The 20,308-nt window shown below is 41.6% G+C and carries 19 protein-coding genes; 14 read left to right on the top strand and 5 right to left on the bottom strand.

The window, feature by feature from the left end:
• The first annotated feature begins 149 nt into the window (after window positions 1-149).
• The gene (locus tag C9E88_RS15555; protein ID WP_106984183.1) at window positions 150-719 is read left to right on the top strand and encodes an FMN-dependent NADH-azoreductase; all 570 of its coding nucleotides are present in this window, start codon (window positions 150-152) and stop codon (window positions 717-719) included.
• A gap of 176 nt (window positions 720-895) precedes the next feature.
• On the opposite strand, the gene C9E88_RS15550 is transcribed toward C9E88_RS15555, so the two are convergent.
• Complete coding sequence (locus C9E88_RS15550) at window positions 896-1,807, bottom strand: alpha/beta hydrolase (RefSeq protein WP_106984184.1); 912 nt, start codon at window positions 1,805-1,807, stop codon at window positions 896-898.
• A 157-nt stretch (window positions 1,808-1,964) separates the two neighbouring features.
• On the opposite strand from C9E88_RS15550, the gene C9E88_RS15545 reads away from it, so the two are divergent.
• Entirely contained in the window at window positions 1,965-2,402 is a 438-nt protein-coding gene (locus tag C9E88_RS15545) for a DUF2147 domain-containing protein (protein WP_106984185.1), read from the top strand.
• A gap of 79 nt (window positions 2,403-2,481) precedes the next feature.
• Here the strand turns inward: C9E88_RS15545 and C9E88_RS15540 are convergent, their stop codons facing one another.
• On the bottom strand, window positions 2,482-2,829 hold the full coding sequence (locus tag C9E88_RS15540) for a Spx/MgsR family RNA polymerase-binding regulatory protein (protein WP_106984186.1): 348 nt from the start codon (window positions 2,827-2,829) through the stop codon (window positions 2,482-2,484).
• A 514-nt stretch (window positions 2,830-3,343) separates the two neighbouring features.
• Entirely contained in the window at window positions 3,344-4,162 is an 819-nt protein-coding gene (locus tag C9E88_RS15535; protein WP_106984187.1) for an exodeoxyribonuclease III, read from the bottom strand.
• A gap of 40 nt (window positions 4,163-4,202) precedes the next feature.
• Here C9E88_RS15535 and pyrE point away from each other — a divergent pair, with 40 nt between their 5' ends.
• Complete coding sequence (pyrE, locus tag C9E88_RS15530; protein ID WP_106984188.1) at window positions 4,203-4,853, top strand: orotate phosphoribosyltransferase; 651 nt, start codon at window positions 4,203-4,205, stop codon at window positions 4,851-4,853.
• A 297-nt stretch (window positions 4,854-5,150) separates the two neighbouring features.
• Window positions 5,151-5,564, top strand: coding sequence for a hypothetical protein (locus tag C9E88_RS15525; protein ID WP_130125645.1), 414 nt, complete (start codon window positions 5,151-5,153; stop codon window positions 5,562-5,564).
• A gap of 139 nt (window positions 5,565-5,703) precedes the next feature.
• Here the strand turns inward: C9E88_RS15525 and C9E88_RS15520 are convergent, their stop codons facing one another.
• Window positions 5,704-5,913: a cold-shock protein gene (locus C9E88_RS15520; protein ID WP_106984297.1), complete on the bottom strand. Its 210-nt coding sequence runs from the start codon at window positions 5,911-5,913 to the stop codon at window positions 5,704-5,706.
• 633 nt (window positions 5,914-6,546) lie between these two features.
• Here C9E88_RS15520 and gshB point away from each other — a divergent pair.
• From gshB to lpxC, 8 genes are all read left to right on the top strand, one after another.
• Entirely contained in the window at window positions 6,547-7,497 is a 951-nt protein-coding gene (gshB, locus tag C9E88_RS15515; protein WP_106984298.1) for a glutathione synthase, read from the top strand.
• 381 nt (window positions 7,498-7,878) lie between these two features.
• Window positions 7,879-8,940 carry an undecaprenyldiphospho-muramoylpentapeptide beta-N-acetylglucosaminyltransferase gene (murG, locus tag C9E88_RS15510; protein WP_218646766.1) on the top strand — a complete coding sequence of 354 codons (1,062 nt, stop codon included), beginning with the start codon at window positions 7,879-7,881 and terminating at the stop codon, window positions 8,938-8,940.
• A gap of 12 nt (window positions 8,941-8,952) precedes the next feature.
• Complete coding sequence (murC, locus tag C9E88_RS15505; protein WP_106984192.1) at window positions 8,953-10,401, top strand: UDP-N-acetylmuramate--L-alanine ligase; 1,449 nt, start codon at window positions 8,953-8,955, stop codon at window positions 10,399-10,401.
• A 56-nt stretch (window positions 10,402-10,457) separates the two neighbouring features.
• Window positions 10,458-11,387, top strand: a complete 930-nt coding sequence (locus tag C9E88_RS15500) for a D-alanine--D-alanine ligase (RefSeq protein ID WP_106984193.1) — start codon at window positions 10,458-10,460, stop codon at window positions 11,385-11,387.
• 3 nt (window positions 11,388-11,390) lie between these two features.
• Window positions 11,391-12,245, top strand: a complete 855-nt coding sequence (locus C9E88_RS15495) for a cell division protein FtsQ/DivIB (RefSeq protein WP_106984194.1) — start codon at window positions 11,391-11,393, stop codon at window positions 12,243-12,245.
• A gap of 68 nt (window positions 12,246-12,313) precedes the next feature.
• Window positions 12,314-13,576 carry a cell division protein FtsA gene (ftsA, locus tag C9E88_RS15490; protein ID WP_106984195.1) on the top strand — a complete coding sequence of 421 codons (1,263 nt, stop codon included), beginning with the start codon at window positions 12,314-12,316 and terminating at the stop codon, window positions 13,574-13,576.
• 158 nt (window positions 13,577-13,734) lie between these two features.
• A complete protein-coding gene (gene ftsZ / locus C9E88_RS15485) occupies window positions 13,735-14,919 on the top strand; it encodes a cell division protein FtsZ (protein ID WP_106984196.1) in 1,185 nt (394 codons plus the stop codon).
• A gap of 124 nt (window positions 14,920-15,043) precedes the next feature.
• Window positions 15,044-15,946 (top strand): UDP-3-O-acyl-N-acetylglucosamine deacetylase, encoded by a 903-nt coding sequence (gene lpxC, locus C9E88_RS15480; protein WP_106984197.1) that lies wholly within the window; start codon window positions 15,044-15,046, stop codon window positions 15,944-15,946.
• A 97-nt stretch (window positions 15,947-16,043) separates the two neighbouring features.
• Here the strand turns inward: lpxC and C9E88_RS15475 are convergent, their stop codons facing one another.
• Complete coding sequence (locus tag C9E88_RS15475) at window positions 16,044-16,484, bottom strand: DciA family protein (protein WP_106984299.1); 441 nt, start codon at window positions 16,482-16,484, stop codon at window positions 16,044-16,046.
• Window positions 16,485-16,590: 106 nt separating this feature from the next.
• On the opposite strand from C9E88_RS15475, the gene C9E88_RS15470 reads away from it, so the two are divergent.
• Both C9E88_RS15470 and aceE read left to right on the top strand, forming a co-directional pair.
• Window positions 16,591-17,286: a M23 family metallopeptidase gene (locus C9E88_RS15470; RefSeq protein ID WP_106984198.1), complete on the top strand. Its 696-nt coding sequence runs from the start codon at window positions 16,591-16,593 to the stop codon at window positions 17,284-17,286.
• Window positions 17,287-17,606: 320 nt separating this feature from the next.
• Window positions 17,607-20,306 (top strand): pyruvate dehydrogenase (acetyl-transferring), homodimeric type, encoded by a 2,700-nt coding sequence (gene aceE, locus C9E88_RS15465; protein ID WP_106984199.1) that lies wholly within the window; start codon window positions 17,607-17,609, stop codon window positions 20,304-20,306.
• Window positions 20,307-20,308 lie beyond the last annotated feature (2 nt).

The raw sequence follows: 20,308 nt of genomic DNA, 5'->3' as shown, positions 1-20,308 counted from the left end.
TTTAACCTTTAGTCGAAAGTGAGTGTAAAATTTAGCCGAAATATTTGTTCTATTTTTAAGACATAGTGTCTTAAATTAAAGGATTATTCTATAAACGTTTATGAATTAAACTTGTTTTAATTTAGAACATAATCGTTATAGGTAGCCACGTGAAAGTTTTACATATCGATTCAAGTATTATGGGTGATGCTTCAGTTTCTCGTCAGTTAAGCCAAGCGATCGTAGCGCAGTTAACTCAGAAATATCCGACTGCTCAAGTACAACATTTAGATTTGGCTACGACACCAATTCCACATTTAAGTGCTGATATTTTAATGGGGCAAAATGAAGAACAAAGCGCATTAGGTGAACAACTCGTACAACAATATTTGGATGCAGATATCGTGGTGGTTGGTGCGGCAATGTATAACTTTGGCGTATCGTCGACGTTAAAAGCATGGATTGACCGTATTAGTGTTGCAGGCCGAACATTTAAATACACAGAAAATGGTCCTGTTGGTTTGGCAGGGGATAAAAAAGTGTATATCGCGAGTAGCCGTGGTGGCATCTATGGTGAAAACAGCCCAGTGGACTTCCAAGAAAGTTTGCTTAAAACGGTCTTCACTTTTACAGGTGTTTCTGATGTTGAAGTGATTCGTGCAGAAGGTGTTAATATGGGTGCAGAGCCGAAAGAACAGGCGATGACCAATGCTTTTGAAGCGATTCGTAGCATTTCATAATGTATTGAGGCTGTAAGCTGGACAGATTTCTCTCCCTCGTATTTTATTCTGTTCAGTCTTTGTATTTAAGGTCAGCTGGTGCTGACCTTTTTTATTTTTTAATGCTGTCTGAAGACTATATGTCGCATGTTTTGATGGGGATGCGATCAATCATGCATTGCCGAATTATAGCGATTTTAGTCTTGATCTAAGCGGTGTGCAAAGTCAGATAAATCGCTGATGGCACGGCGTGCTTCGTCAAACCAGGCACTAAACATTTGAAAGTTATGCCACATGCCCGTGTAAATTTTAAATTCAACATCCACTTTGGCTTGCTCGGCTTTTTCTTTAAAGCGCTGTGCATCATCCAGCAAAATTTCTTTCGAACCCACTTGTATATGCACAGGGGGCAGGCCTTTTAAGTCAGCAAAGAAAGGGGAAATGCTCGGATCAGAGCGGTCCATCCCTGTCGGAACGTAATATTCAATACCTGCTTCTAAGGCTTCAATAGACAACAGCGCATCATGCTTACGGTTATAACGTAAAGATTCACTGCTGAGCGTAAGATCTAAAAATGGTGACAGCAAAATGAGACCACTGGCTTGTGGTAGCTGCTCTTGGCGTATTCTCAGGGCCAATGCTAAGGCTAAATTGGCGCCACAAGAGTCACCAGACAAAATAATATCTTTGGCTAAAACGCCTTGATCAAGTAATTGACAATAAACATCAAATACGGCATCTAGCGCTTCTGGATGTGGGTGCTCAGGTGCCAGTGGGTAATCCACATGTAACACTTGCATTTGCGTACGTGCTGCAACCTGAGTTAAAAAGGCCCGATGCGTATTCATCGAGCCTAAAAAAAATGCACCACCGTGGATATGAAAAATTAATTGTGTGGAATGTGCTTGGGGTTTGAGTTCTTCAGCACGTAAGCCAGCCAAACGAATTGGACGAACCTTTACGCTTTTATTTTGTGGAATGAGTTTGGTTAATTGTTCTAATGAAAAACGTAAGCTTGAGGCAGGTAAATTGAAGCGACTCGGTGCGCGCAATACTGTTTTCAGAAAGCGCTCCGTGAAGATTTGTTTGGTGATGGGCGAGATTGTCATATTCTTCCTGTATTCTTATCATTTTCTTACTGATGAGGTTATTTACCTCTTTTATTTACAAGGTTACACTAAATAGCTGCAATCAATAGTTGAATATTTGTTGCGGCGCAAAATACTATGTGTAAGCGTCTAAAATCAAATCAGGGAAATCAAAAAAATGAAAAAAATTGCACTTGCATTAGGATTGCTAGGTTTAACCGCTTTGGCTAATGCGGCAGACCCTTTAAATGGTACAACTTGGAAAACCATTGATGACAAAACAAACCAACCTAAAGCGTTGGTGAAGTTTACAGAGCAAAAAAATGGAACATTAACTGCCAGTATCCAAGCGATTTTGACACCAGGTGAAGAAAACGCATGTACTAAATGCGAAGGTCCATATCATAACAAGTCACTTAAAGGCTTGCGTATTGTGAGTGGATTAAAAAATAATGGTGATAACAGCTATGAAAGTGGTTCAATTTTAGATCCGCAATCAGGCAAAACCTATAAATTAAAAGGCCAGTTAGCTGATGGTGGTAAAAAACTAGAGCTTCGTGGCTTTATTGGCGTAGCAGCCTTAGGTCGTAACCAAACGTGGATACGTGCACACTAAGTGTAATCACATATTTAAAGATAAAAAAGCCTGACAATTGTCGGGCTTTTTTAATCTCACAAACTATATACAACGTTGTTTATTTTAAAGCGCGATAGGTAGCTTCATCAAATCCCACAATTAAGCCTTGTTCTGTTTCGAGCACAGGGCGTTTAATCATACTGCTATGTGTGGTCAAAGTAGCAACTAAATTCTCTTGGCTAGCCAAAGCATGTTGCTGTTCTTCTTCAGTTAGCTTTTTCCAAGTTGTGCCTTTTTTATTTAAAATGATGTCGCTACCTTTGGCATCTAACCATGCACTTACATGTGTAGCATCAATGCCTTGCTTTTTATAATCATGAAACTCATAGGCAAGGCCTAATTCATTCAGTAGATCAAAGGCTTTTTTCATGGTGCTACAGTTTTTAATGCCGTAAATTTTAAGCATAGCAAAGGATCCTAAACGAGTTCAAAAATGAGATGGGTAGGGCTAGCTTAACCAATTCTATCTCAAAGAACTATGCTGTCATGAAACTGACTTGCAATCGTCACGTTGCTGACATCTCTAATGATTAAAGTAAGTAAAAAGACAGATAAAAAAAAGAGAGTACTAGAATAAAAAAGTAAAAATAATGTGTGAAATTACAGAATATAAATAGAGTGAAAATAAGAAGAAAAAACAAACGATTTAAAAAGAGAAAACCCGCATTTAATCATCCTGATCATGCGGGTCTCATTTCAACGTCCATTGTCACATCCTTGAAAATAAGTAAAATAAATTACTTATTTTATTTTCTTCCTACGGCGTCCTATCCTTTTGTGTCATCCTGACATGTCCCTGTGCCGTGCGGTAATAATGCGCTGATTCGAGATTGAGATAAATCTGAAAATACGACATGCATTGTGAGAAATTGACACTAATTGAGTGAACGGTTGTTCACTCAAACTTTGTTAATTTTAGCTTAAAGCTGGTAGTCAATAATGACTGGGGCATGGTCACTGAACCATGTTTCTTTATAGACCCATGCATTAATAGTGCGCTCTTTCCAGTCAGGAGAACATGCTTGGTAATCAATCCGCCAACCGACATTCTTGGCACGAGCTTGCCCTCGGTTTGACCACCATGAATACAGCTCGGCTTCTTTGCGGACTTCACGGAAGGTATCGACATAACCTAAGTCATCATAAATATGGTCTAGCCAAGCGCGTTCATGTGGCAAGCAACCAGAAGCTTTTTGGTTGCCCGACCAGTTTTTAATATCAATGCGCTTATGTACGATATTGTAGTCACCGCACACAATCACAGATTTATTTTCATCACGCCATTGTTTCAAGATTTGTTTATATTCATTTAAGAATAAATCTTTACGCGCTTGGGCTTCATCACCGGAAGAACCTGAAGGCAAGTATAAAGAACAGATGTGTGCCGATTGTGCTAAGCCTAAATCAAATTCAGCAGAAATAAAGCGACCTTGTGAATCTGCAAGTTCAAAGCCGAGTCCATTGGTCACGGATACAAATGGATAGCGACTATAAATCGCCGTACCTGCATAGCCTGGGCGCTCGGCTGGGAATAAGTGGGTAAACCAGCCTTCGGGTTTAAATTTATCTGTCCATTGTTCATGCGTAATTCGAGATTCTTGCATACAGATGACATCCGCATCGGATGTTGCCATCCAATCAAAAATCCCTTTTTTCTCTGCCGAACGTAAGCCGTTTACGTTAATTGAAACGACACGCAGAATTTTTTGATCACTTGGATAGCTACACTTTGGTATCATGCTCAGGTTTAACCTCAAACTTAAAAAAATGGAGCACCCTATGACAGCGCAAGCGGCATTTAATCCACAAGCTTTTATCGAACTCGCATTATCACGTGGTGTGCTTAAATTTGGTGAGTTTACTTTAAAATCGGGTCGTGTGAGTCCTTATTTTTTTAATGCAGGTTTGTTGAATGATGGTGAGGCTTTAACAGGCTTGGCTTCAGGCTATGCAGCTAAATTAACCGAATGCGAAAATGTTGAAGTGATTTTTGGCCCAGCATACAAAGGTATTCCATTTGTTGCAGCAACGGCTGTGGCATTGTCTCAAAACCATGGCGTGAGCGTACCTTGGGGTTTTAACCGTAAAGAAGCAAAAGACCATGGTGAAGGTGGTGTATTGGTAGGCGCTTCGGTTGCAGGTAAAAAAGTCTGGATCATTGATGATGTGATCACCGCAGGTACGGCCATTCGTGAAGTGGTAACCATCCTTAAAAATGCTGGCGCGCAAATTGCGGGCGTATTGGTTGCATTAGATCGTCAAGAAAAAGGCCAAGGTGAATTGTCTGCAATTCAAGAAGTCCAAAAAGAACTAGAAATCCCAGTGCATGCTTTAATTACCATGAAAGACTTAATGGATTATTTAGATGCGAAAGGTGAAACGGACGCTTTAGCGAAAATGGAAGATTACCGTGTGAAATACGGCATCTAATCCGACGGAATCAACACGATTAAAAGGAAGCTTTGGCTTCCTTTTTTTATGCTTGTGAAAAAGAGTCAGGGCTAAGATATGGTCTTTAATACGATTAAAAGTTGATCCATAAAAGATTTTAAAATTTATTAATTATAATTAAATATATGAAAATAAATTAAAAATATAAACTTTAGTATTAAATGGGTGATTGTTTTTAACGTTTGGCTTTAAGCTCGGGGCACTTTAAAAACATAAGGAAGTTTGGGGAAAATGAATGTGAAGAAGATGCTGGTCCTAACGTCAGCGATATGCACAATGACTTTAACAGGATGTCAGTCGATGCCTGAAAATGTACAAGCCTTTAACAACACCTTAAATCAAGGCATTAAAAGTTTAAATGAGGCTCTCGCAAGTACGCAACAAACGACGAGTACTACAGCAACGCAATCATCTAAACGTGCTAAATCAGGTTATTTAACTGGTGCGCAGTGCCAAAACTCTTTGGGGAAAACCAAGGCACAAATTGAAAGTATGAGTAATGAAACCTTAACCAACCAACGTGCTTATGCACTGAGTAGTATGGGGGCGACTTATAATTTTTATCTGAGTGATGTATCAAAGCGTAGCGTAGATTTGGCGGGTAAACCGAAGGACTATCCTTCAATTTGTTCTTTAACTTTGGAAAGTAACAAAGCGAGTGCGAAAGTTCTGCACTGGAATATTATTTAGCGTAAAACTGACGGTTGAGCGCGAGCTAGTGTGTAGCTAAGGGCAATTGAGCCTATGCGCAACGCAGGGTTTGACCAAGAGAGAAATAGATTGCCATAAAAAAAGCACCAATCGGTGCTTTTTTTAACGCAGTTCTAAATTAAAGAACAACGATGTTTGTAGCGTTTAAGCCTTTTTGGCCTTCAACAACAACAAAAGAAACTTTTTGACCTTCAGTCAAAGTTTTGAAGCCAGAACCTGTGATTTCACGGAAGTGAGCAAACACGTCAGGGCCACCGTCTTGTTGAATAAAACCAAAACCTTTAGTTTCATTGAACCATTTTACTGTGCCAGTCACTGCATTAGACATAAGAAAACCTATTACAAAATTTTTAATAATGTTAGCCATGAAGCATGGCTTGAAAAGGGGTAACTTGAATAATCACGCCTTTACATCATATTATACCCGATATTCTTTGTGTCTTGCATATAATTGGCAATACGCCAACGGCATACAAGTTAAAAAACCAGTTCAAATCAAAGGCGGTCATAAAAGGATTGGAAATAAAAATCTGAAAAATCGAAAGTTTATCAATTAAACTGGCGGCACTTTAAAGATGTTTACCTAAGCAACACTTTTTTCTCGTTACCAACATCCTACACTAATTCTATGACAGAGTTTGCTTGAGTTGACCAATTTGGCATAAATTTATTCGATTAGTTCAAAAAATAACTCAAATTTCCCAATTAAACTGCTCCCAAAAGATAAATTCAGATCTTTATCCGCGAATGTACTGTTTAAATATAAAGCCTGTAATGAAACTTTTTAAGTCTTAATGATTCGGCTGCGGTGTTTCACCAACGTCCACTGCATCATGAAAAATGATGAATACACAAAGTAAAAGAAAGCAAGAAGGTCTTGGGCTTTAGCGAAATTGAAACTAAAGAAACGATTATTCTCCGTTATACTCGTTGCCAGATTATTTTTAAAAGAGCAGACAGCATGCGCGTACTTGTGGTGATGGATCCCATCGAAAGTGTAAACCTGAAAAAAGATACTTCTATGGCCATGCTTTGGGCGGCGGCACGTCGTGGACATGAATTGGGTTATGCTTTACAGCAAGATTTATATATTGATCAAGGCAAAGCATTTGGTCTGATTGCCCCATTAAAAGTATTTGAAGATTATGAGCACTATTACGAATTAGGTGCACGACAAAAAGAATCTATTGCGGCTTATGACGTCGTTTTAATGCGTAAAGATCCGCCTTTTGATATGAACTTTGTTTATACCACGTATATTTTAGAACAGGCAGAACGTGAAGGTGCGTGGATTATTAACAAACCACAAAGCCTGCGTGACTGTAATGAAAAGTTATTTGCAACGCAGTTTCCTGAGTTACAAGTGCCAACGCTCGTGACATCGCAACAAAGTTTAATCCGTGAATTTATTGCACAGCATCAAGATGTGATTGTAAAACCACTAGATGGCATGGGTGGGATGGGGATTTTCCGTTTAACTGCTGATGGTGCAAATATTGGTTCAACTCTAGAAATGCTGACGCAAATGGGTCAACAACCGATTATGGCGCAGCGTTATATTCCAGAAATCGTGGATGGTGATAAACGTATTTTGATGGTCAATGGTGAGCCAGTACCGTATTGCTTAGCGCGTATTCCTCAAAATGGTGAAACCCGTGGTAATTTGGCCGCTGGTGGCCGTGGTGAAGCACGTCCATTAACTGAACATGACAAAGCGATTGCAGCTAAAGTTGGGCCTTTCTTACGTGAAAAAGGTTTGGTCTTTGTGGGGCTGGATGTGATTGGTGAATACGTGACGGAAATTAACGTGACAAGTCCAACATGCGTACGTGAAATTGATGCGCAGTTTGGTACGTCTATTGCGGATGATCTATTTGATGTGCTTGAAGCAGGTTTAAAACAAAAAGTTTAAGGCATGGGCTCAAAGAATGGCGCTGTAATGACAGCGCCTTTGGGGTTAGAGTGTGATTTAAAGTAGAACAAAGGTTAAAATTAGTGTGATGAATTTATTTAAATCGTTTAAGCAGGGGAGGGGTAGGTTGTAAATATGCGCTTCTATTTGCATAAAAAATGTAAAAGTTTGCCAAAAACGCATGATTAATAATAAAACTAGTTTAAACTCGAATTTCTGTAGAAAAAAACAATGAGTGGCGGCCGTGAAAAAAACTAAATCATCTTTCACCGCAATGCGTTTGTGATTACAATTGTCAACCTATAAACACCTTTTAATCTCTATTATTTAAATTGAAGAATTAACGTGACCGACGCACCGCAAAAACAGCTTAAACATGTCATGATGATGGCCGCAGGTACTGGTGGGCACGTTTTTCCTGCCTTGGCTGTTGCCAAAGAATTACAACAAAAAGGCATACAAGTGTCATGGTTAGCCACCCCGACAGGTATGGAAAACCGTCTGTTAAAAAATCATAATATTCCAATTTATCAAATTGACATTCAGGGTGTACGTGGTAATGGCCTCGTGCGTAAAGTTTTAGCACCGTTTAAAATTTTAAAAGCCACGTTGAGTGCCATGAAATACATGAAGCAATTAAAGGTCGATGCTGTTGCAGGCTTTGGTGGCTATGTTGCGGGGCCTGGTGGCTTAGCAGCACGTATTTTGGGTATTCCTGTCATTATTCATGAGCAAAATGCGATTGCGGGTTTTACCAATACGCAATTGTCGCGTGTGGCCGCAACTGTGTGTCAGGCATTTCCAAATACCTTTCCAGAAAGCACCAAAATTGTGACGACAGGTAATCCTGTACGTAAAGAAATTACCGAAATATTGAATCCATCGTGGCGCTACCAAGAGCGTGAAAAAGCGGGTCAAGCGTTACGGATCTTAATTGTGGGTGGTTCATTGGGTGCAAAAGCACTCAATGAATGTGTGCCTTTGGCTTTACAGAAGTTGAATGTGCCTTTACAGGTCTTTCATCAATGTGGGCAAAATCATGCGGAAGCAACACAAGCGTTGTATGCCAACGCACCTGAAACGCTTCAAGTGGAAGTGTCACCTTTTATTGAAGATATGGCTAAAGCCTATTCTGAAGCCGATTTAATTATTTGCCGTGCGGGTGCTTTAACAGTCACTGAAATTGCCACCGCCGGTTTAGCAGCGGTATTTGTTCCACTTCCTTCGGCCGTGGATGATCACCAGACTGCAAATGCCAAATTCCTAGCGAACATTAATGCTGCGAAAATATGCCCGCAAGCAGACATGACGCCAGAAAGTTTAGCGACACTGCTCCAACCGCTGATGAACCGCCAATTATTGAAAGAAATGGCAGTGAAAGCACGTCAGCAGGCACAGCCAGATGCAGCACAGCATGTGGTTCGTTTAATTCAAGAATTGTAATACGAGTAAAATATGTCTCCATCTACTCCTGCTGAGCAAGCGAAAAAGTTAATTAAAGTTCCTGAGATGCGCCGTATCAAACACATCCATTTTGTGGGTATTGGTGGTGCAGGGATGTGTGGTATTGCAGAAGTATTAAAGAACCAAGGTTACAAAGTATCTGGTTCTGATATTAAGGCATCAAAAACCACTGCGCAGTTAGAAGAAAATGGCATTCAAGTGTATATCGGCCATACTGCTGACAATATTCAAGGTGCCAACGTTATTGTGGTATCCACAGCGATTGATCAAGAAAATCCTGAAATTAAAGCTGCGATAGAAACCCGTACACCTGTTGTACGCCGTGCAGAAATGTTGGGTGAGTTGATGCGTTATCGTCATGGTATTGCGGTTGCGGGTACACATGGTAAAACCACAACAACAAGCCTTGTAACATGTATGTTGGCAGAAGAAAATCTTGATCCAACCTATGTGATTGGTGGTTTGCTCAACCGTACAGGTGTGAACGCAGCTTTAGGTGCAAGTCGTTATATCGTGGCAGAAGCTGATGAATCAGACGCATCATTTTTGCATTTACAACCAATGGCAACCATTGTTACGAATATTGATGCCGATCATATGGATACCTATGGCGGTAGCTTTGATGTACTGAAAGATACTTTCGTACAATTTTTACAAAAACTCCCGTTCTATGGTTTAGCCGTAGTGTGTGGTGATGATGCCAATATTCGTGAAATCATGCCACGTATTGGTCGCCCATTGGTGACTTATGGCTTTAATGAAGACAATGACATTCGCGCGGTAGATGTTGTGCAAGAAGGCATGCAATCTCACTTTACTGTATTACGTAAAGACCGTGAGCCACTACGTTTAACCATTAATTTACCTGGCTTACACAATATCTTAAATGCCTTGGCAGCCATTGGCATTGCAACAGACGAAGGTGTGTCTGATGCTGCAATTGCACGTGCTTTAGAAAGTTTTAGTGGTGTTGGTCGTCGTTTCCAAGTTCAAGGTCAATTTGAGCTAGAAAATGGTGATGTGAAATTGGTTGATGACTATGGTCACCATCCAAAAGAAGTAGAAGCAACCATTAAGGCGGCTCGTGCAAGTCATCCAGACCGTCGTTTGGTGATGATGTTCCAGCCACACCGTTTTAGTCGTACCCGTGATTGCTTTGATGATTTTGTTGATGTGTTGTCTCAAGTGGATCAACTCTTGCTACTAGAGGTTTATCCAGCGGGCGAAAAACCAATTGTGGGTGCAGACAGTCGCGCATTAGCACGCAGTATTCGTCTACGTGGTGAAGTCGAGCCAATTTTACTGGATCCAGTAGAAGGCAATATCCAAAGTGTGATGAAAAAAGTCCTACAAGCAAATGACTTGTTATTAACACAAGGTGCGGGTAATGTTGGAGCTATCTCAATCGATTTGGCTCAAAATAATTTGTATTTAAAATAATCACTTTGTAGTGATTAGATTTGATCGGCCAGTTATAAAAGTTTAAGGATATAAACGTGTCAAATGCTTCAAAGTTCGGCAAAGTTGCCGTGTTGCTTGGTGGAAAGTCTGCTGAGCGTGAGGTTTCTCTAGATAGCGGTACAGCGGTACTTGAGGCATTATGCCGTTCAGGCGTAAATGCTGAAGCATTTGACCCGCAACAACGTAGTATTACTGAGCTCAAAAGCTTTGATCGTGCATTTATTGTTTTGCATGGTCGTGGTGGTGAGGACGGTCAAATCCAAGGTGCGTTGGAGTGGTTGAATATCCCTTATACAGGTACAGGTGTTCAGGGTTCTGCAATTGGTATGGACAAAGTAAAAACCAAACAGGTTTGGCAAGGTTCAGAACTACCAACAGCGCCGTACCGTATTGTGAGCAAAGATTCGGATTTAAATGAGATTGTAGACAGCATTGGTCTGCCGTTTATTATTAAGCCAGTACATGAAGGCTCAAGTATTGGTATGAGCAAAGTCGAAAAAATCGAAGACTTTGCTGAAGCAATTGCAAAAGCAACCGTACATGATGCTGTGGTAATGGCTGAAAAATGGATTACAGGTCGTGAGTTTACCATTGTGATTTTAAATGGTCAGGCTTTACCAGTTATTCGTTTGCAGCCTCCTGAAGACGTTGCATTCTATGATTACGAAGCAAAATACAATCGTAATGATGTGCAATATGGTATTCCGTGTGGTTTGACTGCAGATGAAGAAAAAAGTTTACAGGCTTTATGCTTGCGTGCTTTCCAAGCGGTAGGTGCAAGTGGCTGGGGTCGCATTGATGCTATGCAAGATGAAGCAGGTAATTTCTGGTTGCTCGAAGTCAATACAGTACCAGGCATGACCAGTCATTCATTGGTTCCTAAAGCAGCACAAGCGATCGGCATTGATTTTGATGCACTGTGTGTGGCAATTTTAGAGCAAACCTTAACTGGTACGGCTCACTAAATTATGGCTCAACTTCCTGCATCCATGCGCCGTAAAAAAGCGGCGGTGACCTCGATTCATGACAAGCCACCGACGCGCAAGGAAAAACTTGCCAATGCGGGTGGTTGGTTGTTGCTATGCGTGGCAATCGTGGTCTTGGCACTTGGGATGTTGGGCTTATATCGTGTGATGACGGATGCAAAAGTAGCTGAACTGGATGTCGTTGGTGCCCGTTCAGATGCTGAGCGTCAGCAGGTGATGCAATACGTATCACCCACAGTCACCGAAAATTATTTTACGTCGGATTTGGAAACAATCAGAGATCGCGCCTTAGAAGTTTCTTGGGTCGATCGTGTTGTAGTGTCACGTGCTTGGCCGAATGCGATTCGAGTACGTGTCATGCCACGACATGCAATTGCACGTTGGGGTACAGGTCGCTTATTGAGTGATAGCGGAGATGTGTTTGTAGAAGTTGCGCCAATTAAAAATCAAAATTTGCCACTACTACACGGACCTGTCAGTCATTCAAAAATGATGATGCGTCGCTACAACGAAATTAACCAATTATTCCTGCCAGTCGGCATTCGTTTAAAAGAACTATATTTAACGGAGCGCATGACTTGGTTTATGCAGTTTGATTCAGGTTTACGAATTATCGTCGATCAGGATCAAACCATGAGTAAGCTGCAACGCTTGAGTCATTTGGCTCATACTGACTTAAAGCCAGTTTGGTCGAATATCTCAGCAATTGACTTGCGCTATCGTAATGGACTTGCAATTCAATGGAAGAATGCAACTGCGCCTAAGATAGTAAATGGTCACTTTCTTGTAACCAGTAGTGACTTAAGCATTGCAGATGGAAGAATAGCAACGCCATAATGAGGCGCTTTGCAAATAGAGGCTTCGTGCCATAAATTAAACCAATACGTGAATGGTAGTAGTAAATAATGAGTGAAGCTGTTCCCTCGGTTGTTGCGATTGACATTGGGACACACAAAGTTTCAGTTTTGATTGGTAAGGTACATGCGCCAGACAATATCCAAGTGATCGGGATGGCGACCGCACGTAACCGAGGCATGAATAAGGGAAAAATTGTCAGTCTCGATAAAGTCATCACCGCAATTAAAAATGCTGTGCAGGAAGCAGAGGATATGGCGGAGTGCCGTGTGCATTCAGCCTGGATTTCTATTCCTAGTGCAGAGATGAAAAGTTTTTATGCTTCAGGTCGTACGCCTGTAGAAAATAGTGAACATACGATTACAACAAGTGAAGTGGTGCGTGCGTTAGAACTCGCCAAAGCCAGCCACCAAACTTCAGATCACTATTTGGTGAGTGCTGTACCTTTAGGATTTGAGCTAGACGACGAGTCAGAATGGGTGCTCAATCCTATTCGTATGTCTGCGCACAGTATGACTGGCCATTATCATTTAATGATGCTGCCGATTAGCACCATGCAGAATTTAGACCGCGCATTAAAAGGTGCCAATATTGGCGTCGAGAAGATGGTGGTCTCTGCTTTAGCAACGGCAGAAGCAAGCTTACTGAAAGATGAGCGTGAATATGGTGTGTGCCTACTCGACATTGGGGCAGGTACAACCAATATTGCGGTTTATCTTGATGGTCGTTTGGCCATGACGCATACCTTGCAACGCGGTGGTGAGCATGTCACGCGTGATATTGCTGCAGTATTACAAACCACGACAGAAGAAGCAGAGCGCATTAAATTGCTCTATGGCTGTGTGGATCTGAAAGTGGTGAAGCCAGAACACATGATTCAGTTCCAAGGGATTGATGGTCCACAAACCATTAGTCGTATTGAGTTAACTGAAATTATTATTGCGCGTTATGACGAAATTTTGGGTCAAGTGCGTCAAGTATTAGAAGGAAATGGTGCCTTACAAGGGTTGTATCATGGTGTTGTATTAACGGGTGATGCAAGTCAAATTGAGGGTATGATTAGTTTCTCTCGTAAAACTTTAGGTGTTTCGGCTCATTTGGGTAATCCGCCTACGCAAGTCAACGCGGATGAACAAAATCAAGCGGCATTGCGTCGTTCACAATATGCCACAGCATCAGGTTTGTTGATGTTTAGCCAAAGTGAAACGCAGGACACGATTGTAGAGCCAGATGATTCAGAAAAACTCACTGTGATGAAGCGTTTCAAACGTGCATGGTCTGGTTTCAATGAAACACTGAAATCAATTTTTTAGTTGAAAAACTTGGGAATATTGTTAAGAAGTTGTACGGATGATCGCTTGTACTTGACAAGCCGAGACAGGGACAGCATTCTTAAAAACAATTTTTATTAAGATCAAGGCAGTATACGGGCTGAAGTGACTGCCATTATAGATTAGGAATTTTATAGGTCATGGCCTCATTTGAATTTTTTGAAGATGATCAAAGCGATAGCAATGGTCAAGCCCGTTTCACTGTATTTGGTGTAGGCGGTGCTGGTGGTAATGCAGTGCAGCACATGCTTGAATCTGATATTCAAGGTGTGAAATTTGTTTGTGCAAATACAGACAAACAAGCATTAGATCGTATGAACGCTCAGTTTAAAATCCAATTGGGTGAGCAAGGTACGCGTGGTTTAGGTGCAGGTGCAAATCCTCAAGTGGGTCAGGCTGCAGCAGAAGAAAGCCGTGAGTTGATTCGTCAGCATTTAGAAGGCACCGATATGGTGTTTGTCACTGCGGGTATGGGTGGCGGTACAGGTACAGGCGCTGCGCCAGTAGTTGCAGAAATTGCCAAAGAAATGGGTATTTTGACTGTAGGTGTAGTAACTACGCCATTTAATTTTGAAGGCAAGCGCCGTCAGCAGTCTGCAGAAAAAGGCATTGAAGCTTTAGAAGCACATGTAGATTCATTAATTATCATTCCGAACCAACGTTTGTTAAAAGTATTCCGTGATATCTCAATGAAAGATGCTTATAAAAAAGCAGATGATGTATTGTTAAACGCGGTGCGCAGTATCTTTGATTTAGTGGTACGTCCGGGCCATATTAACCTTGACTTCGCCGATTTGAAAACTGCGATGAGCACACGTGGTTATGCGATGATGGGTGCAGGTTCTGGTCGTGGCGAAAACCGTGCACGCCAAGCTGCTGAGCAAGCAATTCGTAGTCCATTACTGGATAACGTGACGATCATGAACGCCAAAGGTATCTTGATTAACGTCACTGGTGGTGATGACGTTACTTTCGGTGAAATTGAAGAAATTACCGATGTCGTAAACCAAATTGTTGACCTTGATGAAGGTCAAGTATTCTACGGTACAGTATTTGATCCTGATGCACGTGACGAAATCAGCGTAACAGTGATTGCGACTGGTTTAACACGTAATTCAGCAGATTCTGCCGAACCAACGAAACGTCCAACGACTGTGCAAGCAACACGTCCTGCAACTGCGACTCAAGCTGCTGTAGATGAAGACGATGTTCCTGCAATTCAGCGCCAGCAAGCCGAAGTGGCAAGCCCTGCGCCAGCAGTCTCTAGTCCGCGTCCAACGCCAATGAGCATCCAAGATTATTTGAAAAATCAGCAACGTAAATAATTTATAGTGTTTTGATTTTTAACAAATAAACAAGAAAGGGCAACAGTAATGTTGCCTTTTTTATTTTTTATCAATGGCTAAATATGCTAACGTATAGCGGTTTTGTGTACTGATGAATAAGAGCATGTTGAAACAGCGAACCCTGCAGCGTGTAGTAAAGGCAAGTGGAATCGGTCTGCATAGCGGGCAAAAAGTGATGATTAATTTCGTGCCTCATCATGCAGATGGTGGCATCGTATTTCGTCGTATTGATTTAAATCCACCTGTTGATATTCCTGCAGATGCGATGCTGATTCAAGAAGCATTTATGTGCTCAAACTTAGTTCAAGGTGAGGCCAAAGTCGGCACAGTTGAACATATCATGAGTGCGATTGCGGGTTTAGGGATTGATAACTTGCTCATTGAAGTCTCTGCTTCCGAAGTCCCAATTATGGATGGTAGTGCAGGTCCTTTTATTTATTTATTAATGCAAGGTGGCCTTGCAGAATTAGACGCACCTAAAAAGTTCATCAAAATTCTTAAACCTGTAGAAGCGTTTATTGATGATAAAAAAGCAGTCTTTAGTCCGCATGATGGCTTTCAGTTGAACTTTGAGATCGACTTTGATCACCCAGCCTTTAAAAAAGAGTTCCAAACAGCATCCATTGATTTTTCAACAGAAACATTTGTTTATGAGGTTAGTGAAGCCCGTACTTTTGGTTTTATGAAGGATTTGGATTATCTCAAAGCCAATAATTTGGCCTTGGGTGCAAGTTTAGAAAATGCAATTGGGGTGGACGAAACTGGCGTAGTTAACGAAGAAGGTTTACGTTTTTCGGATGAATTTGTACGTCATAAAATTTTAGATGCAGTCGGTGATTTATATTTATTAGGTCATCAAATTATTGGTAAATATGATGCATTTAAATCGGGTCATGCGTTGAATAATCAGTTGTTGCGCAATGTTCAAAATGATCCAAGCAGCTATGAAATTGTAACATTTAATGACATAGAAGATTGCCCAATTCAATATGTGACTGTGACTTAAGTCATTGTCTTTAGGTTATTACGTTATAATATAACAACCAATAGTGTGATGTGTATCGCATAATTAAAAATCTTTGAATGGTACGTGAGCATGGCGGTTACTTTTTATTGCTTGCCAAACGTATCATGGCTTGGCTAAGCTTAGGGTCGCTCACAAAGTCGGCAGCATGGCGAAGTAATTCCTGTGTTTCTGGGTTAAGGGATCTGGAAATTTTTTCAGGGACATGCGGTGTTTGAGAAGGAACTCTTAAACGAACTTGTATCTTGCTTAAATCTTTAAATTCCGCTATTTGTGAAAGCTGACTGATGTATTGGTGCTGAAGATAAGCCAATTTACTAATCAAGGCTTGGTTTTCACCAGTCACAGTAAGCACCCCATTTTGATAACAAACCACTTGCCATTGCTCTGGTTGGGGCAAGACAGGTTGGATGATTTTAGTAAGTTTCTGCCAAGCAGCAACTTGCGTTGAGAGAAACGATAAGTTTCCTGTTTTTATGTGTTTTCTTGTTTGTTGAAAGACGTTGACAGGTTCAGACATACATATTTCCTTCATGGTTATGTCTTAATCTTATGCGCTCCTTTCGGTAGATATCAAGGAAGAGATCACCAAGGAACTCAGTTAAGAACAGTTAAAGAGGTTTTTTATGCATTTTCGACGTATTTTATTGGCTTTTTCTCTGGCAACTTCTGCAGCTTCAGTAGCATTTGCAGATTTGGTTCAGTTAAACGATTCATCCACTGACAGTCTTGAGCAACTCACACGTACTTTGTCTCAAGGTGCATATTCTGATTCGAGCGATATTGACCTACCAGCAGAAACGAAATTAAACGTTCAATTGCGTGAAAAAAGCATCGAATTAAATAACGATACAATTGCAAAGAAATATGGCAATAGCAGTGTCAATAAATCTTCTTACAATTCTATGAGTGCCGGTGGTGCATATTCATGGTTAGTGTCGCATCCATTACCTGATATGAAGCGTGTAAGCTCAGATTTTGGCGGTCGTACTATGGGTGGTCGCGCTGAAAACCATTCTGGTTTAGATTTATCTGCACCAAGTGGTACGCCAATTTATGCTACAGGCCCAGGTATTGTGACCAAATCGGGCTGGGGCACAGGCTATGGTCAATATGTTGAAATTAACCACGGCAATGGCTATTTAACCCGTTATGCGCATGCATCTCGTTTAGTTGCGCGTGTAGGTGATCGTGTACAAGCGGGTGAATTAATCGCCAATGTGGGTTGTACAGGACGTTGTACTGGCCCTCACTTGCACTATGAAGTTGTTAAAGATGGTCAGCGTAAGAACCCATCTACATATTTAGCGATGTTGCCATAATTTAGGTCATACACCGTACCAAATAGAAAAACCTCTTTCATAGATACCACTGTTGTCATTTGAATAAGATATTCAAAGTGTCACGGTGGTATTTGTTTTTATAGCTGATTAAAGATCACACTATCACTAAAAACAAATAGAAACTGTATGTAAAATGCGCGCAATTGGCTTTTTATTGTGCTTTTATGTAATAAAACGTCAGTCATTATTTATTTTATAAATAGTGGTCGAAAAGCGTATTCAGCTGCGACCATAACTGCCACCGACCTAAATATGATACATATAAGAACATTACATTAGGCTTATAGAATAGGTGAATTATGGCGTTTTACGGCGATACTGATGCGCAAGAAACCCAGGAATGGCAAGAAGCATTTGACTCAGTTTTACAGCATATGGGCACAGAGCGCGCGGCATTTTTGCTCGAAAAACTGTATCAGCAAGCAATCGCTAAACACGTTCCTATTCAGCGCCTAAATACTCCTTATTTAAATACGATTTCTGTGAAAGAAGAGCCAGCGATGCCAGGCGATCAGGATATGGAGCGCCGTATCCGCGCTTTAATCCGCTGGAATGCATTGGCAATGGTACTTCGCGCGAATAAAACGGGCGATGATTTAGGTGGTCACTTGGCCAGCTTTGCATCTTCTGCAACCTTATATGATGTGGGTTTTAACCACTTCTTCCGTGCCAACAGCGATAGCTTTGGCGGCGACATGATTTATTACCAAGGTCACTGTGCACCAGGTATTTATGCGCGTTCTTTCCTTGAAGGTCGTTTGACTGAAGAACATTTGAATAATTTCCGTCGTGAAGTCGATGGCATTGGCTTACCGTCTTACCCGCATCCATACTTAATGCCTGACTATTGGCAGTTCCCTACCGTATCGATGGGCTTGGGCCCGATCATGTCGATTTATCAAGCGCACATTCAAAAGTACTTGATGAACCGTGGTTTGATTAAAGAAGAAAACCGTAAAGTTTGGGCTTACCTTGGTGATGGCGAGATGGATGAGCCTGAAAGCACGGGTGCTATTTCGCTTGCGGGTCGTGAAAAGCTAGACAACCTGATTTGGGTAGTGAACTGTAACTTACAGCGTCTAGATGGCCCTGTACGTGGTAACGGTAAAATCATTCAAGAGCTTGAGTCTCTATTCCGTGGTGCGGGCTGGCGTGTAATTAAAGTTGTATGGGGTCGTCATTGGGATCCACTGCTTGCAAAAGATGATAGCGGTGCTTTAAAAGCGGTAATGGAAGAAGCGGTTGATGGTGATTATCAACGCTACCAAGTGAAGGGTGGTGCTTATACTCGCGCACATTTCTTTGGTAAATATCCTGAAGCTGAAGAGCTGGTGAAGGGCTTGAGCGATGAAGACATCGATAACCTGAACCGTGGCGGTCATGATCCATACAAAGTATATGCAGCCTATGCAGAAGCAATGAAAGCCAATGGTCAGCCAACGGTTATTCTTGCGAAGACAGTAAAAGGCTACGGCTTGTCTGAAGAAATTGAGGCGGTGAATAAAACGCACCAAATCAAGAAAATGCAGTTGGAATCTTTAAAATACGTTCGTAACCGTTTTAACCTGCCATTTACCGATGAGCAGTTGGACGAAGTGCCGTTCTATCGCCCAAGTGAAAATTCACCTGAATTGAAATATATGAAAGCGCGCCGTGAAGCTTTAGGTGGTTACCTGCCAGCACGTCGTAAAGAAAGTGAACAGCTGGCGATTCCAGAGCTTTCTGTATTTGATGCAGTGTTAAAAGGCTCTGCAGGCAAAGAACAATCGACAACCATGTTAATGGTGCGTTTGATCTCATCGCTATTAAAAGAAAAAGCCATTAAAGACCGTGTCGTTCCGATTGTTCCAGACGAAGCACGTACTTTTGGTTTAGAAGGTATGTTCCGTCAGTTAGGTATTTATGCCGCGCACGGTCAAAAATATACCCCAGAAGACCAAGAACAGTTGATGCATTACCGTGAAGCAAAAGACGGTCACATGCTTCAGGAAGGGATTAACGAAGCAGGTGCAATGAGTGCATGGGCGGCCTTGGCAACCAGTTATTCAACCAATAACTTGCCAATGATTCCAATGTACATGTACTACTCGATGTTCGGCTTCCAGCGAATTGGCGATATTGCATGGGCTGCAGGCGATGCGCAGGCGCAAGGTTTCTTGTTGGGTGCAACAGCGGGCCGTACGACCTTGAATGGTGAAGGTTTACAGCACCAAGATGGTCACTCGCATATTTTAGCCAATACGATTCCAAACTGTATTTCATACGATCCATGTTTCGGTTATGAATTGGCTGTAATTGTGCATGACGGTTTAAAACGCATGTATGTGAATCAAGAGCGTGTGTTCTATTACTTAACGGTGATGAACGAAAACTACGAGCATCCTGCGATTCCTGCAAATGCGGAAGAAGGCATTAAACGCGGTTTGTATTTACTTGAAGATGATGAAAAAGCGACGGTTCAGTTGATGGGCTCTGGTGTGATTCTTCGTGAAGTGATTAAAGCTGCGCAAATTCTACGTGATGAATACCAAATTCATTCAAATGTATGGAGTGCAACGAGCTTTAACGAGCTTGCGCGTGACGGTATGGCGGTTGAAGAATACAACCGCTTGCACCCAATGGCAGAAGCGAAAGAATCTTGGGTGTCTCAACAATTGCGTGGCACCAAAGGTATTGTGGTGTCTGCAACAGATCACATGCGTGCTTACAGCGAACAGATTCGTGCTTACCTGCCGGACAACCGCCCATTTGTAGCGCTGGGTACAGACGGTTATGGCCGTTCGGACACACGTGCAAAATTACGTAGCTACTTTGGCGTAGATGCTGCCCACATTGTGGTTGCAACATTGAAGAAATTGGCTGATGAAGGCGAAGTGGATGCACGCTTGGTGAAAGATGCAATTTCGAGTTTTGAGTTGGATACAGACCGTCCAGTTGCATGGGCGCCGCAAGCGACTCCAGAACTTCATGCTGTTGCTGACTACAAAGAGGAGAACTAAGT

The organism is Acinetobacter cumulans (genome assembly GCF_003024525.3).
In the GTDB taxonomy this organism is placed as follows: Bacteria; Pseudomonadota; Gammaproteobacteria; order Pseudomonadales; family Moraxellaceae; genus Acinetobacter; species Acinetobacter cumulans.
The sequence above is the reverse complement of the archived record's forward strand: the minus strand, read 5'-3'. Positions and strand labels throughout refer to the sequence as shown.

Excerpts from the sequence above, each read along its gene's own strand:
- pyrE (WP_106984188.1), top strand. The coding sequence starts at position 4,203 with ATGACAGCGCAAGCGGCATTTAATCCACAAGCTTTTATCGAACTCGCA.
- C9E88_RS15470 (WP_106984198.1), top strand. The coding sequence starts at position 16,591 with ATGCATTTTCGACGTATTTTATTGGCTTTTTCTCTGGCAACTTCTGCA.
- ftsZ (WP_106984196.1), top strand. The coding sequence starts at position 13,735 with ATGGCCTCATTTGAATTTTTTGAAGATGATCAAAGCGATAGCAATGGT.
- C9E88_RS15520 (WP_106984297.1), bottom strand. The coding sequence starts at position 5,913 with ATGTCTAATGCAGTGACTGGCACAGTAAAATGGTTCAATGAAACTAAA.
- C9E88_RS15495 (WP_106984194.1), top strand. The coding sequence starts at position 11,391 with ATGGCTCAACTTCCTGCATCCATGCGCCGTAAAAAAGCGGCGGTGACC.
- murC (WP_106984192.1), top strand. The coding sequence starts at position 8,953 with ATGTCTCCATCTACTCCTGCTGAGCAAGCGAAAAAGTTAATTAAAGTT.
- C9E88_RS15550 (WP_106984184.1), bottom strand. The coding sequence starts at position 1,807 with ATGACAATCTCGCCCATCACCAAACAAATCTTCACGGAGCGCTTTCTG.
- C9E88_RS15525 (WP_130125645.1), top strand. The coding sequence starts at position 5,151 with ATGACTTTAACAGGATGTCAGTCGATGCCTGAAAATGTACAAGCCTTT.
- C9E88_RS15535 (WP_106984187.1), bottom strand. The coding sequence starts at position 4,162 with ATGATACCAAAGTGTAGCTATCCAAGTGATCAAAAAATTCTGCGTGTC.
- murG (WP_218646766.1), top strand. The coding sequence starts at position 7,879 with ATGATGATGGCCGCAGGTACTGGTGGGCACGTTTTTCCTGCCTTGGCT.
- ftsA (WP_106984195.1), top strand. The coding sequence starts at position 12,314 with ATGAGTGAAGCTGTTCCCTCGGTTGTTGCGATTGACATTGGGACACAC.
- gshB (WP_106984298.1), top strand. The coding sequence starts at position 6,547 with ATGCGCGTACTTGTGGTGATGGATCCCATCGAAAGTGTAAACCTGAAA.
- aceE (WP_106984199.1), top strand. The coding sequence starts at position 17,607 with ATGGCGTTTTACGGCGATACTGATGCGCAAGAAACCCAGGAATGGCAA.
- C9E88_RS15545 (WP_106984185.1), top strand. The coding sequence starts at position 1,965 with ATGAAAAAAATTGCACTTGCATTAGGATTGCTAGGTTTAACCGCTTTG.
- C9E88_RS15475 (WP_106984299.1), bottom strand. The coding sequence starts at position 16,484 with ATGTCTGAACCTGTCAACGTCTTTCAACAAACAAGAAAACACATAAAA.
- C9E88_RS15540 (WP_106984186.1), bottom strand. The coding sequence starts at position 2,829 with ATGCTTAAAATTTACGGCATTAAAAACTGTAGCACCATGAAAAAAGCC.
- lpxC (WP_106984197.1), top strand. The coding sequence starts at position 15,044 with ATGTTGAAACAGCGAACCCTGCAGCGTGTAGTAAAGGCAAGTGGAATC.